The organism is Bradyrhizobium sp. Ken01, from assembly GCF_055807355.1.
Map to the genome: position 1 here is coordinate 363,411 of NZ_JBVVPC010000001.1, position 14,529 is coordinate 377,939.

General features: G+C 64.9%; 19 protein-coding genes. 9 read left to right on the forward strand and 10 right to left on the reverse strand.

Going from position 1 to position 14,529, the window contains the following annotated elements; genetic code table 11:
• Positions 1-5: 5 nt before the first annotated feature.
• Both AC0L3S_RS01640 and AC0L3S_RS01645 read right to left on the reverse strand, forming a co-directional pair.
• Positions 6-644, reverse strand: coding sequence for an HAD family hydrolase (locus tag AC0L3S_RS01640; protein WP_473259505.1), 639 nt, complete (start codon positions 642-644; stop codon positions 6-8).
• Positions 645-715: 71 nt separating this feature from the next.
• Positions 716-1,768, reverse strand: a complete 1,053-nt coding sequence (locus AC0L3S_RS01645; protein WP_473277890.1) for a TRAP transporter substrate-binding protein — start codon at positions 1,766-1,768, stop codon at positions 716-718.
• Between the two features lie 114 nt (positions 1,769-1,882).
• Between AC0L3S_RS01645 and AC0L3S_RS01650 the strand changes: the two genes are divergently transcribed.
• The 4 genes from AC0L3S_RS01650 to tsaA all read left to right on the forward strand — a co-directional run bounded on the left by AC0L3S_RS01650 (position 1,883) and on the right by tsaA (position 4,546).
• The gene (locus AC0L3S_RS01650; RefSeq protein ID WP_473277930.1) at positions 1,883-2,830 is read left to right on the forward strand and encodes a transglycosylase SLT domain-containing protein; all 948 of its coding nucleotides are present in this window, start codon (positions 1,883-1,885) and stop codon (positions 2,828-2,830) included.
• A 105-nt stretch (positions 2,831-2,935) separates the two neighbouring features.
• Complete coding sequence (locus AC0L3S_RS01655) at positions 2,936-3,676, forward strand: AzlC family ABC transporter permease (RefSeq protein ID WP_473277891.1); 741 nt, start codon at positions 2,936-2,938, stop codon at positions 3,674-3,676.
• Positions 3,673-4,023 (forward strand): AzlD domain-containing protein, encoded by a 351-nt coding sequence (locus AC0L3S_RS01660; protein ID WP_473277892.1) that lies wholly within the window; start codon positions 3,673-3,675, stop codon positions 4,021-4,023. The genes AC0L3S_RS01655 and AC0L3S_RS01660 overlap by 4 nt, the downstream gene beginning before the upstream one ends.
• 31 nt (positions 4,024-4,054) lie before the next feature.
• Positions 4,055-4,546, forward strand: coding sequence for a tRNA (N6-threonylcarbamoyladenosine(37)-N6)-methyltransferase TrmO (gene tsaA / locus AC0L3S_RS01665; RefSeq protein ID WP_473277893.1), 492 nt, complete (start codon positions 4,055-4,057; stop codon positions 4,544-4,546).
• 111 nt (positions 4,547-4,657) lie between these two features.
• Here tsaA and AC0L3S_RS01670 read toward each other — a convergent pair whose 3' ends face one another.
• The 4 genes from AC0L3S_RS01670 to AC0L3S_RS01685 are packed head-to-tail and all read right to left on the reverse strand — an operon-like array spanning position 4,658 to position 7,651.
• Positions 4,658-5,083, reverse strand: coding sequence for an HIT family protein (locus tag AC0L3S_RS01670; RefSeq protein WP_473277894.1), 426 nt, complete (start codon positions 5,081-5,083; stop codon positions 4,658-4,660).
• 52 nt (positions 5,084-5,135) lie between these two features.
• Positions 5,136-6,377, reverse strand: a complete 1,242-nt coding sequence (locus AC0L3S_RS01675) for a GNAT family N-acetyltransferase (protein ID WP_473277931.1) — start codon at positions 6,375-6,377, stop codon at positions 5,136-5,138.
• Between the two features lie 54 nt (positions 6,378-6,431).
• Positions 6,432-7,178, reverse strand: a complete 747-nt coding sequence (locus AC0L3S_RS01680; RefSeq protein ID WP_473277895.1) for a glycerophosphodiester phosphodiesterase — start codon at positions 7,176-7,178, stop codon at positions 6,432-6,434.
• A 5-nt stretch (positions 7,179-7,183) separates the two neighbouring features.
• On the reverse strand, positions 7,184-7,651 hold the full coding sequence (locus AC0L3S_RS01685) for a RidA family protein (RefSeq protein WP_473259516.1): 468 nt from the start codon (positions 7,649-7,651) through the stop codon (positions 7,184-7,186).
• A 233-nt stretch (positions 7,652-7,884) separates the two neighbouring features.
• Here AC0L3S_RS01685 and AC0L3S_RS01690 point away from each other — a divergent pair, with 233 nt between their 5' ends.
• Positions 7,885-8,730, forward strand: coding sequence for a cell envelope integrity EipB family protein (locus AC0L3S_RS01690; protein ID WP_275167938.1), 846 nt, complete (start codon positions 7,885-7,887; stop codon positions 8,728-8,730).
• A gap of 64 nt (positions 8,731-8,794) precedes the next feature.
• On the forward strand, positions 8,795-9,196 hold the full coding sequence (locus tag AC0L3S_RS01695; protein WP_473277896.1) for a RidA family protein: 402 nt from the start codon (positions 8,795-8,797) through the stop codon (positions 9,194-9,196).
• Between the two features lie 42 nt (positions 9,197-9,238).
• Here AC0L3S_RS01695 and AC0L3S_RS01700 read toward each other — a convergent pair whose 3' ends face one another.
• From AC0L3S_RS01700 to AC0L3S_RS01710, 3 genes are read right to left on the reverse strand one after another with little or no spacing between them, the layout of a single operon-like run.
• Positions 9,239-9,646: an ACT domain-containing protein gene (locus tag AC0L3S_RS01700; protein ID WP_473277897.1), complete on the reverse strand. Its 408-nt coding sequence runs from the start codon at positions 9,644-9,646 to the stop codon at positions 9,239-9,241.
• The gene (locus AC0L3S_RS01705) at positions 9,646-10,935 is read right to left on the reverse strand and encodes a DNA polymerase IV (RefSeq protein WP_473277898.1); all 1,290 of its coding nucleotides are present in this window, start codon (positions 10,933-10,935) and stop codon (positions 9,646-9,648) included. Before AC0L3S_RS01705 ends, AC0L3S_RS01700 begins: the two co-directional genes overlap by 1 nt.
• Positions 10,932-11,243, reverse strand: coding sequence for a DUF3572 domain-containing protein (locus tag AC0L3S_RS01710; RefSeq protein ID WP_473260085.1), 312 nt, complete (start codon positions 11,241-11,243; stop codon positions 10,932-10,934). Before AC0L3S_RS01710 ends, AC0L3S_RS01705 begins: the two co-directional genes overlap by 4 nt.
• Positions 11,244-11,483: 240 nt before the next feature.
• On the opposite strand from AC0L3S_RS01710, the gene AC0L3S_RS01715 reads away from it, so the two are divergent.
• Together AC0L3S_RS01715 and AC0L3S_RS01720 are read left to right on the forward strand one after the other, a co-directional pair.
• Positions 11,484-11,849, forward strand: a complete 366-nt coding sequence (locus AC0L3S_RS01715) for a response regulator (protein ID WP_007603272.1) — start codon at positions 11,484-11,486, stop codon at positions 11,847-11,849.
• 14 nt (positions 11,850-11,863) lie between these two features.
• Entirely contained in the window at positions 11,864-13,237 is a 1,374-nt protein-coding gene (locus AC0L3S_RS01720; protein WP_473259527.1) for a PleD family two-component system response regulator, read from the forward strand.
• Between the two features lie 244 nt (positions 13,238-13,481).
• On the opposite strand, the gene AC0L3S_RS01725 is transcribed toward AC0L3S_RS01720, so the two are convergent.
• Positions 13,482-13,853: a hypothetical protein gene (locus AC0L3S_RS01725; RefSeq protein WP_473277899.1), complete on the reverse strand. Its 372-nt coding sequence runs from the start codon at positions 13,851-13,853 to the stop codon at positions 13,482-13,484.
• A 308-nt stretch (positions 13,854-14,161) separates the two neighbouring features.
• Here AC0L3S_RS01725 and AC0L3S_RS01730 point away from each other — a divergent pair, with 308 nt between their 5' ends.
• Complete coding sequence (locus AC0L3S_RS01730; RefSeq protein WP_473259531.1) at positions 14,162-14,320, forward strand: hypothetical protein; 159 nt, start codon at positions 14,162-14,164, stop codon at positions 14,318-14,320.
• Positions 14,321-14,529 lie beyond the last annotated feature (209 nt).

Here is a 14,529-nt window from a genome sequence, read left to right on the forward strand (position 1 = left end):
TAGAGTTAGATCACGCAGTGACCGAGCAGCTCGGGATGCGCCGCGCAGATGTGATGCGCGCCGGCGTCCCGCAGCTCGGTCTCGCTGCCGTAGCCATAGAGCACGCCGATCGCGGTCATGCCGTTGGTGCGGGCGCCGACCACGTCATGGCTGCGGTCGCCGATCATGATCGCGCTGGCGGGATCGACTTTGGCTTCGTCGAGCGCGTAGCGCAGCAGGTCGCGCTTGTCGACGCGGGTGCCGTCGAGTTCAGAGCCGAACACGCGCTCGAAATACGGCTTCAGGCCAAAATGCTCGACGATGCGGCTGGCGTAGACCGCCGGCTTGCTGGTCGCCACGAACATGCGCGGTGTTGTCGCGGCAAGCGTTGTCAGTGTGTCCATGATGCCGGCATAGGCCTCGTTCTCGAACAGGCCGACATCGCTGAAGCGCTCGCGATAGAGCAGCAGCGCCCGGTCGGCAAGTTCCGCGCTGCCCGTGAGCTTTTGCAGGCTGGCATGCAGCGGCGGCCCGATGCACCAGGTCAGCTCGTCTTCGCTCGGCACCGCGACGTTGAGCCGCTCCAGGGCGTACTGGATCGAGCGCGTGATTCCGGGCTTCGGGTTGGTCAGCGTGCCGTCGAGATCGAAATAGATCGTAACCATCAGGGTGGCACCGGCGTTGATATCGTCGCCTGTTGCTAGTTGGCTGGGTCCTCAAGTCAAGAGGGGATGCTTCATTGTTGCCGAGCCCATTCGACGATCGCGGCGGCGTCGGTGCCGGCCCGTGCCTCCCAAGCCGTGATCGCAGGCGTTGCCGCCTTTCGGAGCGTGGCGACGAGAGACGGCGGCGCCGGCTCGGCGATATGGACGCCATTGTCCCGCATGCGCGCATAGTTCTCGATGGTGCGGTGGGTCAGTAGCGCGAGCTGGCTCTGCTCCGTCTCGGCCGCCGCGACCAGCACCTCGCGCTGCATCGGCTCGGACAATTCGGCAAAGGCGTCGCTGCGGACGAAGGCGATCGAGATCGGCATCGCGTAGTTGATGGCCGTGAAATGCGGCAGAAAGTCCCACAATTTGCGCCCCGCACCGCCGTCTCCGGAGGTGACGAAGGCATTCAGCCGGTGTTCCCTCAGTCCGGCCAGCGCCGCGTCCATCGGCAGGAACTGCGCGTTCGCGCCGGCCGCGCGCATGACCTCGGTGGAATTGGCATCGTAGGTTCGCAAGTTCAGTTTCGGCAGGTCGTCGGCACCTTCGAGCGGCCGCTCCGACCAGAGGCCCGTGGCCGGCCAGATCGTCACATAGAGCAGCTTGAGGCCGCGCGCCGCGAGGGCCTTCTCATAGAGTGGGCGCGCCCGCAGATTGGCGGCGCGGGCGAGGTCGACCGATTGCACCAGGAAGGGCAGGGTGGACAATCCGAACACAGGGTCGAGACCCGAGAGTGCGCCCGCGAAGGCATCGCCGCCCGCGATCCGGCCGTCCAGCGCCGCGCGCGGCATCTCGCCCGAGTTGATCTTGAGCTGGTTGTCGAAGGCGTTGGTCACGGTCACGAAACCGTGGGTACGGTCGGAGACGCGGCTGGCGAAGGTCGCGAGTCCAATCCCGGAGATGTTATTCTCAGGGTATTCCGTGGTCATCCGCCAAGTGACTTGAGATGCGACCTGAGACGTGACTTGAGACGTCACCTGCGCGGCGGCTGGCGCGACGCTCAGGGTGACTGCGGCGAGGACAAGGATCGCGCGGATCCGTTTGGCGGGGTAACGCATTGGGAGAAGCAGGTCAGGCAGCATATATTGGCAACTCGTCGAACCATGGCACGATGCCACAACATGGCAGATCACACTGTCGCATGCCGCGCCGAGGCGCGCCACCGCCATGCCTGCACAGGATGGGTGCAGATTGCGATGTTCATCATCCTCGCGCTGCTCGTCCCGGCGACACAGGCCGCGGCGTGGGACAGTTCGCCCGCCAAGACCGATGTCGCCGTCCCCAGCGTCGAAGAGCTCGCGATGCCGCCGGCGAAGCCCGCGGATGCGCGCGAGAGCGACACGCGGGAATCGATCTGCCTGATCGTCGAGGCCGCAGCGCGCGATGCCAATCTGCCGCTGGAGTTCTTCGCCCGCGTGATCTGGCAGGAGAGCCGCTTCCAGGCCGATGCGGTGGGACCTATGACGCGCAGCGGCGAACACGCGCAGGGGATCGCGCAATTCATGCCGGGCACCGCGAGCGAGCGCGGGCTGCTCAATCCCTTCAATCCGGTGCAGGCGCTGCCGAAGTCGGCGGAATTCCTGAACGAGCTGCGCAAGCAGTTCGGCAATCTCGGCTTGGCGGCGGCCGCCTACAATGCCGGGCCGCGCCGGGTGCAGGAATGGCTCGCCGGCACCGGCGGCATGCCGGAGCAGACCCGCAATTACGTTCTTGCCATCACTGGCACGAGCGTCGATGCGTGGGCCAAGGCAGGCGCAACCGGCAAGGGGCCGCCGAGCGCGCCGCCGACGAGCTGCCGCGATCTGATGGCGCTTTTGAAGCGCGCGCCAAATGCTTTCGTCGCTGAGCTCGAGCAGCATGTGGAGCTTGCGGCCGCAAAGATCTGGGGCGTGCAGCTCGCCGCCGGCTTCGACCGCAACCGGGCGCTGGCGATGTATTCCCGCGCGGTCACGCGGCTGAGCGCCGTGATCGGCGATCGTGATCCGAGCCTGCTCAGCTCGGTGATGCGCAGCCGCGGCACGCGCGCCTTCTACCAGGTGCGCATCGGCGCCGATACGCGGAGCGAGGCGGATGAACTCTGCGGTCGCATCCGCAAGGCTGGCGGGGCGTGCTTCGTGCTGAAGAACCGCGGCGTGAGCGGGTAGGGTATCTGTCCCAGCGTGCATGCCAGCCCCGCCGCGCGCTTCCTTGACGCGAGGCGCCGCATTGCCCGTTATGCGGGCACGATTCCTCATCCGGCCAAGACTCCCGTGGCGCTTCCTCCGCTCGATTCACCTCAATGGCAAAGTCCCTGGCGCGCCTTTGCGTGGGGGCTGCGCTCGATCACGCAGACGATCCTCACCCTCGTCCTGTTCGCAACCTATCTCGGCATTGGCGCGCTCGCCCACGATACCCATTTCAGCCTGCTCTGGGCGCTCTGCTCGACGCTGTTCGTCTGGGCGGGGCCGGCGCAGATCATCCTGATCACCACGCTCGGCTCAGGCGCGACCATCATCCAGTCGGCGATCGCAGTCACCGTCAGCGCCGTGCGCCTGTTTCCGATGGTGGTCTCGGTGTTGCCGCTGATGCGCACGCCGACGACGAAGCGGCGCGAGCTGTTCTTCGCGGCGCATCTCACTGCAGTGACACTGTGGGTCGAATGCCATCGCTTCCTGCCGCAGGTGCCGCGTGAACGCCGGATCGCCTTCGTCAACGGACTTGGCTTCGGTCTCGTTTCGGTGTGTCTCACCGCCAACACGGTCGGCTATTTCCTTGCCGCCAATCTGACCCAGACGCTTGGCGCGGCGATCCTGTTGCTGACGCCGCTGTCCTTCCTGTTCTCGACCGCAAGCAACAGCCGCGAGGTCGCCGATGTCGTCGCACTGGCGCTCGGGGTTCTGCTCTATCCGCTGGCGGCGAAGATGAACTCCGGCCTCGACATCCTCGTCAGCGGCCTCGTAGCGGGCACCATTGCCTATGGCGTGCATTGGTGGCGGGAGGTGCGCGCATGAACTTTGCGCAGCTCATTGGCGACTGGCAGGCGCTGGCGGTGCTGTTCGTCGCCGGCGTTGTTCCCAACCAGATATGGCGCATGCTGGGCCTGTGGTTTGGCGGCGGCATCGACGAGGGCTCCGAGCTTCTGGTCTGGGTACGGGCGGTCGCCACCGCGATCCTGGCCGGCGTCATCGCCCAGATCGTGGTCGAGCCGCCCGGGGCGCTTGCGAGCGTGCCGGACGCCTTGCGCTACGGTGCGGTCGGCGCCGGTCTCGTCGTCTTCCTGCTGACCCGCCGCTCGATCTTCGCGGGCGTGGTCGCGGGCGAAGTCTTCATGCTGGCCGGCAAGTGGTGGTTGGGCTAAAACCGCCGGCGAACAGCAGGGAATTGGAAATATGGTTCGCGAAAACCAGCTCCGCGAGGGTGAAGTCTCCATCGAGCTGCCGCCGACACAGGATGCCGGCCTCGTCTTCATCGGCCGCATCCGCACGCCCTGGAGCTCGCGGCTGGAGACCCCGCGCCAGGGCCGGACAGACGGCCCGATATGCCGCCTCGAGGTCTTCGAGCCGTTCGTGCCGGCGATCAAGGGCGTCGATTTCTACAGCAATCTCGAAGTGCTCTACTGGCTCGACAAGTCGCGCCGCGACATCGTCCTGCAAAGCCCGAAGAACAATGAGAAGACCCGTGGCACGTTTTCGCTGCGCTCGCCGGTGCGCCCCAATCCGATCGGCACGTCGATCGTGAAGCTGGTCGGCATCGAGGGCAACGCGATTCTGGTGCGGGGGCTCGATTGCCTCGACAACACGCCGCTGATCGACATCAAACCAGATCGTTGCGAGTTCACGCCGCTGACCGCGCCGCAGCCGGGGGATTTTCAGACGGAGTGAATTTTCTCCGTCATTCCGGGGCGTGCCGTAGGCACGAGCCCGGAATCCATCGGGCAGCAGAGAAGGCCGTGAAATGCGGGCTCGCGACTTCGTCGCGCCCCGGAATGACGATTAGCTCTTCAACGCCGCGATCAGCTTGGTCGCGTTCTCTTCCAGCACCTTGACGTCTTCCTTGCGGCTGGCGGGCGGAAGCATCGCTATGCCGTCGTGGCGCGGCATCACGTGCATGTGCAGATGAAACACCACCTGTCCGCCGGCCGCCTCGTTGAACTGCTGCACGGTGATGCCGTCGGCCTTGAATGCCGTCATCGCTGCCGCAGCGATCTTGTGCGCGCCGCGGGCGACATGGGCGTAGTCGTCAGGCTTGATGTCGAGGATGTTGCGGGCAGGCGCTTTTGGAATCACCAGCGTGTGGCCAGGTACCCGCGGCATGATATCGAGGAAGGCGAGCACGTGCTCATCCTCGTAAACCTTGTGGCAGGAGAATTCACCGCGCAGGATCTTCGCGAAAATGTTGTCGGGGTCATAGGCGGTCATGGCGGCGGCTCCTCGAAACTTTGCGCTTACTGTCACCAGCCGCAGCGAACCGTCAAGGCGCCTCGTCGACGCCTTTGCGGAACGGGCCGAGCCCGGCCAGCTCCCGTCCGGCTTCCGCGACATAGGCGCGTTCGCGCTTGAGGTAATCGTCGATGGCGCGGCGCAAGCCCGGATCGGCGATGAAGTGAGCGGAGTGGGTGGTTCGCGGCAGGTAGCCGCGCGCGATCTTGTGCTCGCCCTGCGCACCGGCTTCGACGTTCGTTAGCCCGCGTTTGATGGCGAAGTCGATCGCCTGATAATAGCAGACCTCGAAATGCAGGAAGGGATGATGCTCGACCGCACCCCAGTTGCGGCCGAACAGCGTGTCCGAGCCGATGAAGTTGATCGCGCCCGCGATCCAGCGACTGTTGCGACGGGCCATCACCAGCAGCACGTCATCGCTCATGGTCTCGCCGATCAGCGAAAAGAATTCGCGGGTGAGGTACGGCCGGCCCCATTTGCGCGAGCCGGTCTCCATGTAGAACATGAAAAACGCATCCCATGCGTCTTCGGTGATGTCCTTGCCCGTGAGCCAGTGGATCGTGACGCCGGCTGCCAGCGCATCGCGCCGCTCGCGCTTGATCGATTTGCGGTGGCGGGAGTTCAGCGTCGCCAGGAAATCGTCGAAACTCGCAAAACCCTCGTTGTGCCAATGGAACTGCTGGTCGGTGCGCTGGAGGAAGCCGTGCTCGGCGAGCAGCTTCCACTCCGCCTCCCGGGCGAAAGTGACGTGCACCGAGGAAGCCTTGCTGACTCCGCATAGCGCCACGAGCCCGCTCGCCAGGGCCTCCGTGATGCGCTCGCGGTCAACGCCCTCGCGGACCAGCAGCCGCTGTCCCGTGGCCGGCGTGAAGGGAACCGAAACCTGCAGCTTCGGATAGTACCGCCCGCCGGCGCGCTCATAGGCATCGGCCCAGCCGCGGTCGAAGACATATTCGCCTTGCGAGTGCGATTTCAGATAGCAGGGCACGACACCGGCGACCTGGCCGTCGATCTTGGCCACGAGATGCCGCGGGCCCCAGCCGGTGCGGATTGTTGCCGAACCCGATTTCTCAACGGCCGACAAAAACGCGTGGGAGACAAAGGGGTTATAGGCAGGCTTTGAGAGGCCGGGGGAATCGCCTGGAAGCCCGGATGAGGTTCCCTTGCCACGCCCGTTACAAAGCTTGCCGGGATTGGCGCAGGCGTCCCAGTCGTCCGGCGATACTTCGCCAATGGAAGGTACGGCCTCAAGGGTGATTTCGGATGGTGCCATCATGCCCAAGATCGTGCATTGCAGCAGCGACTTCAAGAGTGGGAAACATCAAGCCTACGGCACGAAGCCCTCGAAGATCATCTGGTCCGCATGTTGCGCGACCCGCGTACGTTGCTCGGTCGTACGTACGGTCCAGCCGAGCAGAGCGCAGCCGAACAAATTGCGGGCGATCCAGGGGGCCGGGGCGGGCAGGTCGTCGACCCTGAAGGCGACGAAATGCGGCTGGGTCTGGAAGCCGTGGCGCAGGTACAGCATGCTGTCGCGCTGCTCCTGGGTCAGGTAAGCCCAGTATTCGTCCTCATAGCTCCGCTGCGCGACGATGCCGCGCGGGCGGGAGGGCAGCAGCTCGGCCAGCGCCAGCACCTGGTCCGGGTCGAAGGACATGCCGACGGCAGGTCCGTCATAGGACGCCAGCACCTCGGCCATCCGCTTCACCAGCTTGCGGTCGCGGTCAAAATGGCTCTTGACCTCGATCACCAGCGGCACGTGGCCGGCGACCAGGCCGCAGAGGTCGCTGAGCGACATCATCCGCTCGGCCGTGTCCTTGAACGTGAGCGCCTTCAGCTCGGCGGCGGTTTTCTCGACCAGCGGCCCGGTAGCTTCGGTGAGGCGGCCCAGCGCATGGTCGTGATGCACCATGGCCTCGCCGTCGGCGGAGAGCTGGATGTCGACCTCGATCGAGAAATTGCCAGCAATCGCAGCCTGTACCGCGCCCGGCATGTTCTCGACAATGCCGCGGGAAATATCGTGCAGGCCGCGGTGGGCGACCGGGCGGGCTGTCAGCCAGTCAGGAGCGTGCATTCGCCTCAGGCGACCTCGAACACGCCTTCGACCTCGACCGCCGCATCCGCGGGCAGCGAGGCGACGCCTACCGTGGTGCGGGCATGGCGGCCCTTGTCACCGAAGGCTGCGACCATCAGGTCGGAGGCGCCGTTGAGGACCTTCGGCCCGTCCAGGAAGTCCGGCGCCGAGTTGATGAAGCCGCCGAGGCGCACCACGCGCACGACCTTGTCGAGGTCGCCGAGCGCCGCCTTGACCTGGGCCAGCAGGTTGACGGCGCAGCCGCGGGCGGCCGCCGCGCCGTCTTCGATGGTCACGCCGGCGCCGAGCTTGCCCTTGGCGATCAGCTTGCCGGCGGGATCAAAGCAAACCTGGCCGGAGACGAACAGCAGGTTACCGGTGCGTACGAACGGGACGTAATTGGCCACGGGGGTGGGGGCTTCGTGCAGCTTGATGCCCTGTTCCGCCAGCTTGTGCTCGACCGTGCCCGCCATGTCCGACCTCGTTGTCCAAAAATCCATCCGCCCGGGCGCATCCCTTGCAGCACGGGCGGGCTCTGTTTCGCCCATCATGCCGCCACATGCAAGCAACCGTCGGGGTGGCAATTTGTTGAGGCAAGGCAGGAGGTTCAACGCAAGGGCCGCAACTTTACGTGAAACGGCCTCAGTTGCGACGCAATGGAACGTTCATTAAAATGTCGAATCTGCGCTTTCCCCAGGGACCAGACATGCTGCACCTTTTCCGGACTTCGCTCGGTGTGACGGCGCTTGCGGCGGCCGCTCTCGGCCCCGGAGGCGGGGCACTGGCCGCGAACGGTCCGTTCCTCGCGCATCAGGCGCTCTATGATTTGAGCCTGGTGAAATCGCGCTCCAATTCGATCAACAGCGCGCGCGGCCGCATCCTCTACAATTTCACCGGAAGTTCGTGCGAGGGCTACACCTCCGAATTCCGCCAGGTGTCCGAGCTCGACAGTGGCGAGGGCAAGGTCACGCTCAGCGACCTCCGCTCCAATTCCTGGGAGGACGCAGGCGGCAAAAGCTACCGCTTCAAGATCGAGACGCGGATGAACGAGGCGGATGCCGGCCGGGTCGATGGCTCGGCGGAGCGCGACGGCGACCACATTAACGTCAAGCTGAAGCTGCCGGCGCCGAAGAGTTTCACGCTCGACGGCAAGATCGTGTTTCCGACCGAACAGATACAGCGCATCATCGCCGCCGCGAAGGACGGCAAGTCGCTGCTCGAGCTCTCCGTCTATGACGGCTCCGACGATGGCCAGAAGGTCTACAACACGCTGACCGTGATCGGCCAGCCGATCCCGGCCGAGCGCGAAGGTTCGCCCGATCCCTCAACGTCCGATGAGCACATGAAGTCGCTCAAGCGCTGGCCCGTCACCGTCAGCTATTTCGACCGCGAGGCCCAGCGGAAGGAAGGCGAGCAGACGCCGGTCTACGCGATGGCATTCGAGCTCTACGAGAACGGTGTCTCGCGCCAGCTTGTGCTCGATTACAATGATTTTGTGATTTCGGGCGCGATGGGCAAGTTCGACGCGAAGGACAGCAAGCCCTGCAATTGAGGGCTGGCCTGCAACGCGGTCTCTGGCTACGCTCCCTCCCAACCACAAACATCCGGGAGGCATCATGCCCAAGCTCGATCATCTCCGCCCCAGCGGCCTGCATCACAATCCCGCCTATTCGCATGTCGTCACGGCCACGGGGGCGCGGACAATCTACATCTCCGGCCAGGTGTCGGTGGACGAGGAGGGGCGGATCGTCGGCGAGGGCGACATCGCCGCGCAGACCACGCAGGTGATGCAGAATCTCGGGCATGCGCTGAAAGCAGCCGGCGCGAGCTACGCCAACATCGTGAAGATCACGACGTTCGTCGTGAACTACAAGCCGGAGCTGCGCCCGATCATCGGCAAGGCCCGCTCGGCGTTCTTCGAAGGCATGGAGCCGCCGGCCAGCACGCTGGTCGGTGTCACGGCGCTCGCCGCGCCGGAATGGATGATCGAGATCGAGGCGGTGGCGGTCGCGGATTGAGATATTTCCCGTAGCCTGGATGGAGCGAAAGCGTAGTCCGGGCTACACTTCCCTCGTGAGCGACATCTCTTGCAGAAGAACCATCGCTTCGTCTGCCCTGTCAGCGGGCACAAACAGATGATCGTGGTGGAATGCCGACACGGCGTTCACGCTGATGCCGGCTCCAGCGAGATGTGCCGTGATCGCCGCCAGGAAACCGACCGCATCGAGTGCGGAGTGGACCGTCAGGGTGATCAGGCACGATGCAAATGCGTAGTGTAGTCCCGCCGCTTCGGCCTCGTCGCGAGGGATCACGAGTGTCGTTCCTTCCTGCTCGCGGAACGTCAGCAAAGGGCTGAGCGCAGCGGCAAGCGGCTGGTTTGTCGGGCTCGTGCAGAACACGAAGATGCCTGGCCGCAGATCCGGCTTCATGTCTCTCAGCAGCGCGTCGAGGTCGCGTTTGCCTGTCATCACTCCTCCGCCTTTTCCGGCCCCTCATACGCGATGCCGCGGATCACTGCGGCGCTGCCGAATTTCTTGCGCAAGCTGTCCACCGCGCGCTCGGCGTGGGCGGCACGGCGGTCGAGCATGTCGGTGTCGTCGGCGACTGAACCCTCGCGCAGGGCGCTGACGCCGGCGCCCATCAGGCGGAAAGCGGTGCCGTCGATCTCCTTGGCCAGCATCTCGCGGCAGATCGAGAAGATCTTTGCGGCAAGCTGCGTCGGCGCCGTGATCGACTGCGAGCGAGTGCGCTGGCGGAAATCGGCGGTCTTCAGCTTCAGCGTAACGGTCGAGCCGGCGAGCTCGCTGCTCTTGAGGCGAGACGACGTCTTCTCGCACAGCCGCCACAGGATCTTCTCCAGCGTGGCGAAGTCGCGGATGTCGGTCTCGAACGTCGTCTCGCTCGAAATCGTCTTGGCGCCCCGATCTGGCTCGACGCGGCGGTCGTCGATGCCGCGCGCCAGCCGCCACAGCCTGCGGCCGTCGCTCGGAAACTGCCGCATCATCTCGATCTCGTCGGCCTTTTGCAGGTCGGCGATGATGCGGAAGCCGCGTTGCACCAGACGCTCCTGTGTCGCGGGTCCAACGCCGAAAATGAAGCCGACCGGCTTGTCGGCCAGCATCTCGCGCGCTTCCTCCTGGTCGAGCGCGGCAAACCCGCGGGGCTTGTCGAGGTCGGAGGCGATCTTGGCCAGGAACTTGTTGCAGGAGAGGCCGACCGAGACGCTGATGCCGATGTCGCGCTCGATGTTACGTGCGAACCGCGCCAGCACCTTGGCCGGGATCATGCCGTGCACCCGCTCGGTGCCGGAGAGATCGAGGAACGCCTCGTCAATCGAAAGCGGCTCGACCAGTGGCGTCAGCGCCTGCATGGCCTGGCGCACCTCGCGCCCGACCCGAACATATTTCGCCATGTTCGGCGGGATCACGGCCGCATGCGGGCAGGCTTCCAACGCCTTGTACATCGGCATGGCCGAGCGCACGCCGTAGGTGCGCGCGATGTAGCAGGCGGCCGACACCACGCCGCGCTTGCCCCCGCCGATGATGACGGGCCTGTCGGCGATGTCGGGATTGTCGCGCTTCTCGACGGTCGCGTAGAAGGCGTCGCAGTCGATATGGGCGATGGTCAGGCTTGCCAGCGCGCGGTGGCGGGCGAGGCGGGGGGAACCGCAGGCGGAACAGCGCCGCACGCCGATATCCAGATCGGCCGAACAATCCCGGCAGAAGCAGCGGGGCCCGGCCGTCTCCAGGGAGGTCACGGCACGTCGCGCTCCCAATGGGAGTCGCCGAGCGCGTCGCCGAGAACCTGCCGCGCTGCGGCAACATTGGTCGGATGCAGTTCCGCGGACGAGGCAAAGGCCTTCACGGTGGCGTCATCGCGCATCACGAAATCGAGCACGCTCAGCAGGAAATTGGGATCCGAGGCGGCATTGCGCAGCATCTCCGGGCCGACCCCTGTCTCGGCCAGGAACAGGCCCAGCCGCTCCGGCTCGCCCGCGACGAAAGACAGCGCCTGAAGCGCAACGATTTCAGCGACTTCGCGGGGGTTGTGAACAGGCTTTTTCACGTGGCCGGTTTGCCTTTCCGTTAACTTTCGGTGTCTACTTTGGGCCACCATGCCCGAGTCTCGTTCGTAAGTCTTGCGACCCCCGACAAGCAACTGGAAACCACATCGCAGAAAGTCGGCCCTCGGGTTTAACGAAACTCAAGCGAATTCGAGGCTAGTTTGAATCCAGTTTTCGAAGCGCCGGCGACCGGCGCCTGAGGCGTCACATGCATCGGTCTGCGGACCAATCAGGAGGGCGGGATGGCTAAGACCGTCCTGATCGTGGAAGACAACGAGCTCAACATGAAGCTCTTCCGCGACCTGTTGGAGGCGCACGGCTACCAGACCACCGGCACCAGCAACGGCTACGAGGCGCTCGACCTCGTTCGCAAGATGCGGCCCGACCTCGTGCTGATGGATATCCAATTGCCGCAGGTCTCGGGCCTGGAGGTGACGCGCTGGATCAAGGACGATCCGGAGCTGCGCAGCATTCCCGTCGTCGCCGTTACCGCATTCGCGATGAAGGGCGACGAAGAGCGCATCCGCGAGGGCGGCTGCGAGGCCTATTTATCCAAGCCGATCTCGGTCGGCAAATTCATTGAGACGGTCCGACGTTTCATCGGATAGGAAGTGAGTTCACAGTGTCCGCGCGTATCCTCGTCGTCGATGACGTCCCTGCCAACGTCAAGCTGCTCGAAGCCCGCCTGTCCGCCGAGTATTTCGACGTGATGACCGCCGCGAACGGCACCGAGGCGCTGGCGATCTGCGCTCGCGCCGAATGCGACATCATCCTGCTCGACGTCATGATGCCGGACATGGACGGTTTCGAGGTCTGCCGCCGCCTCAAGACCAATCCGGCCACGCACCACATTCCCGTCGTGATGGTCACCGCGCTCGACAGCCCGGCTGACCGCAACCGCGGGCTGGAAGCCGGCGCCGACGATTTCCTGACAAAACCCGTCTCCGACGTCGTGCTGATCGCGCGCGTGCGCTCGCTGACCCGGCTGAAGATGATGACCGATGAGCTGCGCATGCGCGCCATCACCTCGCTCGAGATCGGCATGCAGGCGCCCGAGCGCAGTGCAATCTCCGACACCGGCAAGGGCGGCCGCATCCTGCTGGTCGACGATCGTCAGTCCTCCTATGAGCGGCTGGCGACGATCCTCGCCGCCGAGCACACCATCGACGTCGAGCCGAACCCGACGGAGGCGCTGTTCCACGCCGCCGAGGGCAATTACGATCTGCTGATCGTCTCGCTCGACCTCAACAATTTCGACGGCCTCAGGCTATGCAGCCAGGCGCGCTCCCTGGAGCGCACGCGGCATGTGCCGATCCTGGCGATCGCCGACCCCGAGAACGCGACGCGCCTGCTGCGCGGGCTCGAGATCGGCGTCAACGACTATCTGCTGCGTCCCATCGACAAGATCGAGCTGCTGGCGCGTGCCCGCACCCAGATCCGCCGCCGCCGCTACACCGACCATCTGCGCGACAACGTGCAGAACTCGATCGAGATGGCGATCACGGATGCGCTCACCGGGCTGCACAATCGCCGCTACATGGAGAGCCATCTCGCGACGCTGGCCGAGCAGGCCGCGACCCGCGGCAAGCCGCTGGCGCTGATGATCCTGGACATCGACTACTTCAAGTCGATCAACGACAATTACGGCCACGACGCCGGCGACGACGTGCTGCGCGAATTCGCCGTGCGGGTGCGCAAGTCGATCCGCGGCATTGACCTTGCCTGCCGCTACGGCGGCGAGGAGTTCGTCATCGTGATGCCGGAGACCGATCTCCACGTCGCCGGCATGGTCGCCGAGCGCCTGCGCCGTTCGATCGCCGGCGAGCCCTTTGCGATCCACAAGGGCACCAAGCGCATCGAGGTCACGATCTCGATCGGCCTGACCACGCTGGAGCAGAAGGGCGAGGCGGTTGGCGATGTCCTCAAGCGCGCCGACACCGCGCTGTATCGCGCCAAGCACGACGGCCGCAATCGCGTGGTCTCGCACGCGGCGTGAGGCCGCTCGCAGAGCCCGGCGCAAAAAAAAACGCGAAAACAACCCCATGCACAGTAGCCGACGCTAGTCGGATCAATGGCTTACGTCGGCCGCAAACGGGTCGATGCAGACAGCAACACCGTTTGACTCGTCGGGCAAAACAGGAGCATCCTGCTAGCCTCCCGAACATCCCACGAACTCCGCTGTCATCGCGCAGGCGAGGAGCGGCACGCCACGGCGGACCAGCCGGCGTCCACCCTTCAAGTCAGGGAGGATACGGCTCCGACCATTCTGCCTTGGCCAGGGCCGCGCCCGTGCTGGACTTCGCGATGATTTCGTAAGTGTACAGGCCGGAATTGCAGGGGCCCCAGGTTCGTAAGCTCTCCGGCTTCACGATGTTGTCTGAGGGGAATGGGATCTCCTGGCCCCCCATCTCGTAGTTCTTCTCTCTGCGAAACTTGACGACGATCGTGCGCGTGCCGGGCGGCACACTTTTCAACTTGATTTCGGGATTGGGGAAGACGGTGGTGCAGGGCCGCGGAGGTCCAAACGTGAATTGGATCTTCATATCGTCAGCCCAGGCCGGATTGCAGATGATCAGAAATGAAAATGATAGCAATGACGAAAGTCTAATCATGGGCACGCCCCAAAAAGAAATCAGTGTATCGGCAGGGCCGCCTGAAGCCAAGTTTACCCGTTTCTCGCTCTTGCAGCCCTCTTCGGGACGTCACAGAAAAGGCCCGCCGTAGCGGGCCCTGTGGAGATGGCGAAAGTCCGGGTCACTTCTGATCGACGTTGCTGGTCCCCGAACCGGGCGTACCGATCGGCAAGCCGTTCGCCGCATGTCCGACCCCGACGCCGGGCGCACTGACCGCTCCTGGCGTTTGATCCTGCGGAAGCGTCTTGACTCCGGTTCTTGCTTGCTCCGCGGGACTCATCTGGCCCTTGTTGTCGCTGTTGGCACCGTTGGTGGCCGTGATGCCGGACCTGTCGGTCCCGTTCGGCGTGCCCGTCTGTGTCGACCCGGACGCGGTGTTGCCCGCGCCCGAGCTGCTCGGTGCGGCCGGTGCACTCGCGGTGTTGCCGTTCGGCGTCGGGGGCTGAACGTTCGGGTTGGTTGGAGAGTTGTTCGTGTGAGCGCCGGTTGAGGTTCCGTTTGTGCCCATGCCGGATGGCGCCGAGGGGCCTCCATTGGCGGCGCCAGACGTGCCAGTGCCTGCGCCTGAGCTCGCGGATGATCCGGACGCGCCACCGCTCGCGGCCGCGCCGCCCGCGCCTCCGCCAGCGCCACCACCACCTCCGCCGCCTTGTGC

What these genes read in the sequence shown, in the direction of transcription:
- AC0L3S_RS01645 (WP_473277890.1), bottom strand. Translation starts at nt 1,768, where the DNA reads ATGCTGCCTGACCTGCTTCTCCCAATGCGTTACCCCGCCAAACGGATC.
- tsaA (WP_473277893.1), top strand. Translation starts at nt 4,055, where the DNA reads ATGGTTCGCGAAAACCAGCTCCGCGAGGGTGAAGTCTCCATCGAGCTG.
- AC0L3S_RS01685 (WP_473259516.1), bottom strand. Translation starts at nt 7,651, where the DNA reads ATGGCGGGCACGGTCGAGCACAAGCTGGCGGAACAGGGCATCAAGCTG.
- AC0L3S_RS01640 (WP_473259505.1), bottom strand. Translation starts at nt 644, where the DNA reads ATGGTTACGATCTATTTCGATCTCGACGGCACGCTGACCAACCCGAAG.
- AC0L3S_RS01650 (WP_473277930.1), top strand. Translation starts at nt 1,883, where the DNA reads ATGTTCATCATCCTCGCGCTGCTCGTCCCGGCGACACAGGCCGCGGCG.
- AC0L3S_RS01715 (WP_007603272.1), top strand. Translation starts at nt 11,484, where the DNA reads ATGGCTAAGACCGTCCTGATCGTGGAAGACAACGAGCTCAACATGAAG.
- AC0L3S_RS01690 (WP_275167938.1), top strand. Translation starts at nt 7,885, where the DNA reads ATGCTGCACCTTTTCCGGACTTCGCTCGGTGTGACGGCGCTTGCGGCG.
- AC0L3S_RS01695 (WP_473277896.1), top strand. Translation starts at nt 8,795, where the DNA reads ATGCCCAAGCTCGATCATCTCCGCCCCAGCGGCCTGCATCACAATCCC.
- AC0L3S_RS01700 (WP_473277897.1), bottom strand. Translation starts at nt 9,646, where the DNA reads ATGACAGGCAAACGCGACCTCGACGCGCTGCTGAGAGACATGAAGCCG.
- AC0L3S_RS01660 (WP_473277892.1), top strand. Translation starts at nt 3,673, where the DNA reads ATGAACTTTGCGCAGCTCATTGGCGACTGGCAGGCGCTGGCGGTGCTG.
- AC0L3S_RS01670 (WP_473277894.1), bottom strand. Translation starts at nt 5,083, where the DNA reads ATGACCGCCTATGACCCCGACAACATTTTCGCGAAGATCCTGCGCGGT.
- AC0L3S_RS01675 (WP_473277931.1), bottom strand. Translation starts at nt 6,377, where the DNA reads ATGGCACCATCCGAAATCACCCTTGAGGCCGTACCTTCCATTGGCGAA.
- AC0L3S_RS01725 (WP_473277899.1), bottom strand. Translation starts at nt 13,853, where the DNA reads ATGATTAGACTTTCGTCATTGCTATCATTTTCATTTCTGATCATCTGC.
- AC0L3S_RS01680 (WP_473277895.1), bottom strand. Translation starts at nt 7,178, where the DNA reads ATGCACGCTCCTGACTGGCTGACAGCCCGCCCGGTCGCCCACCGCGGC.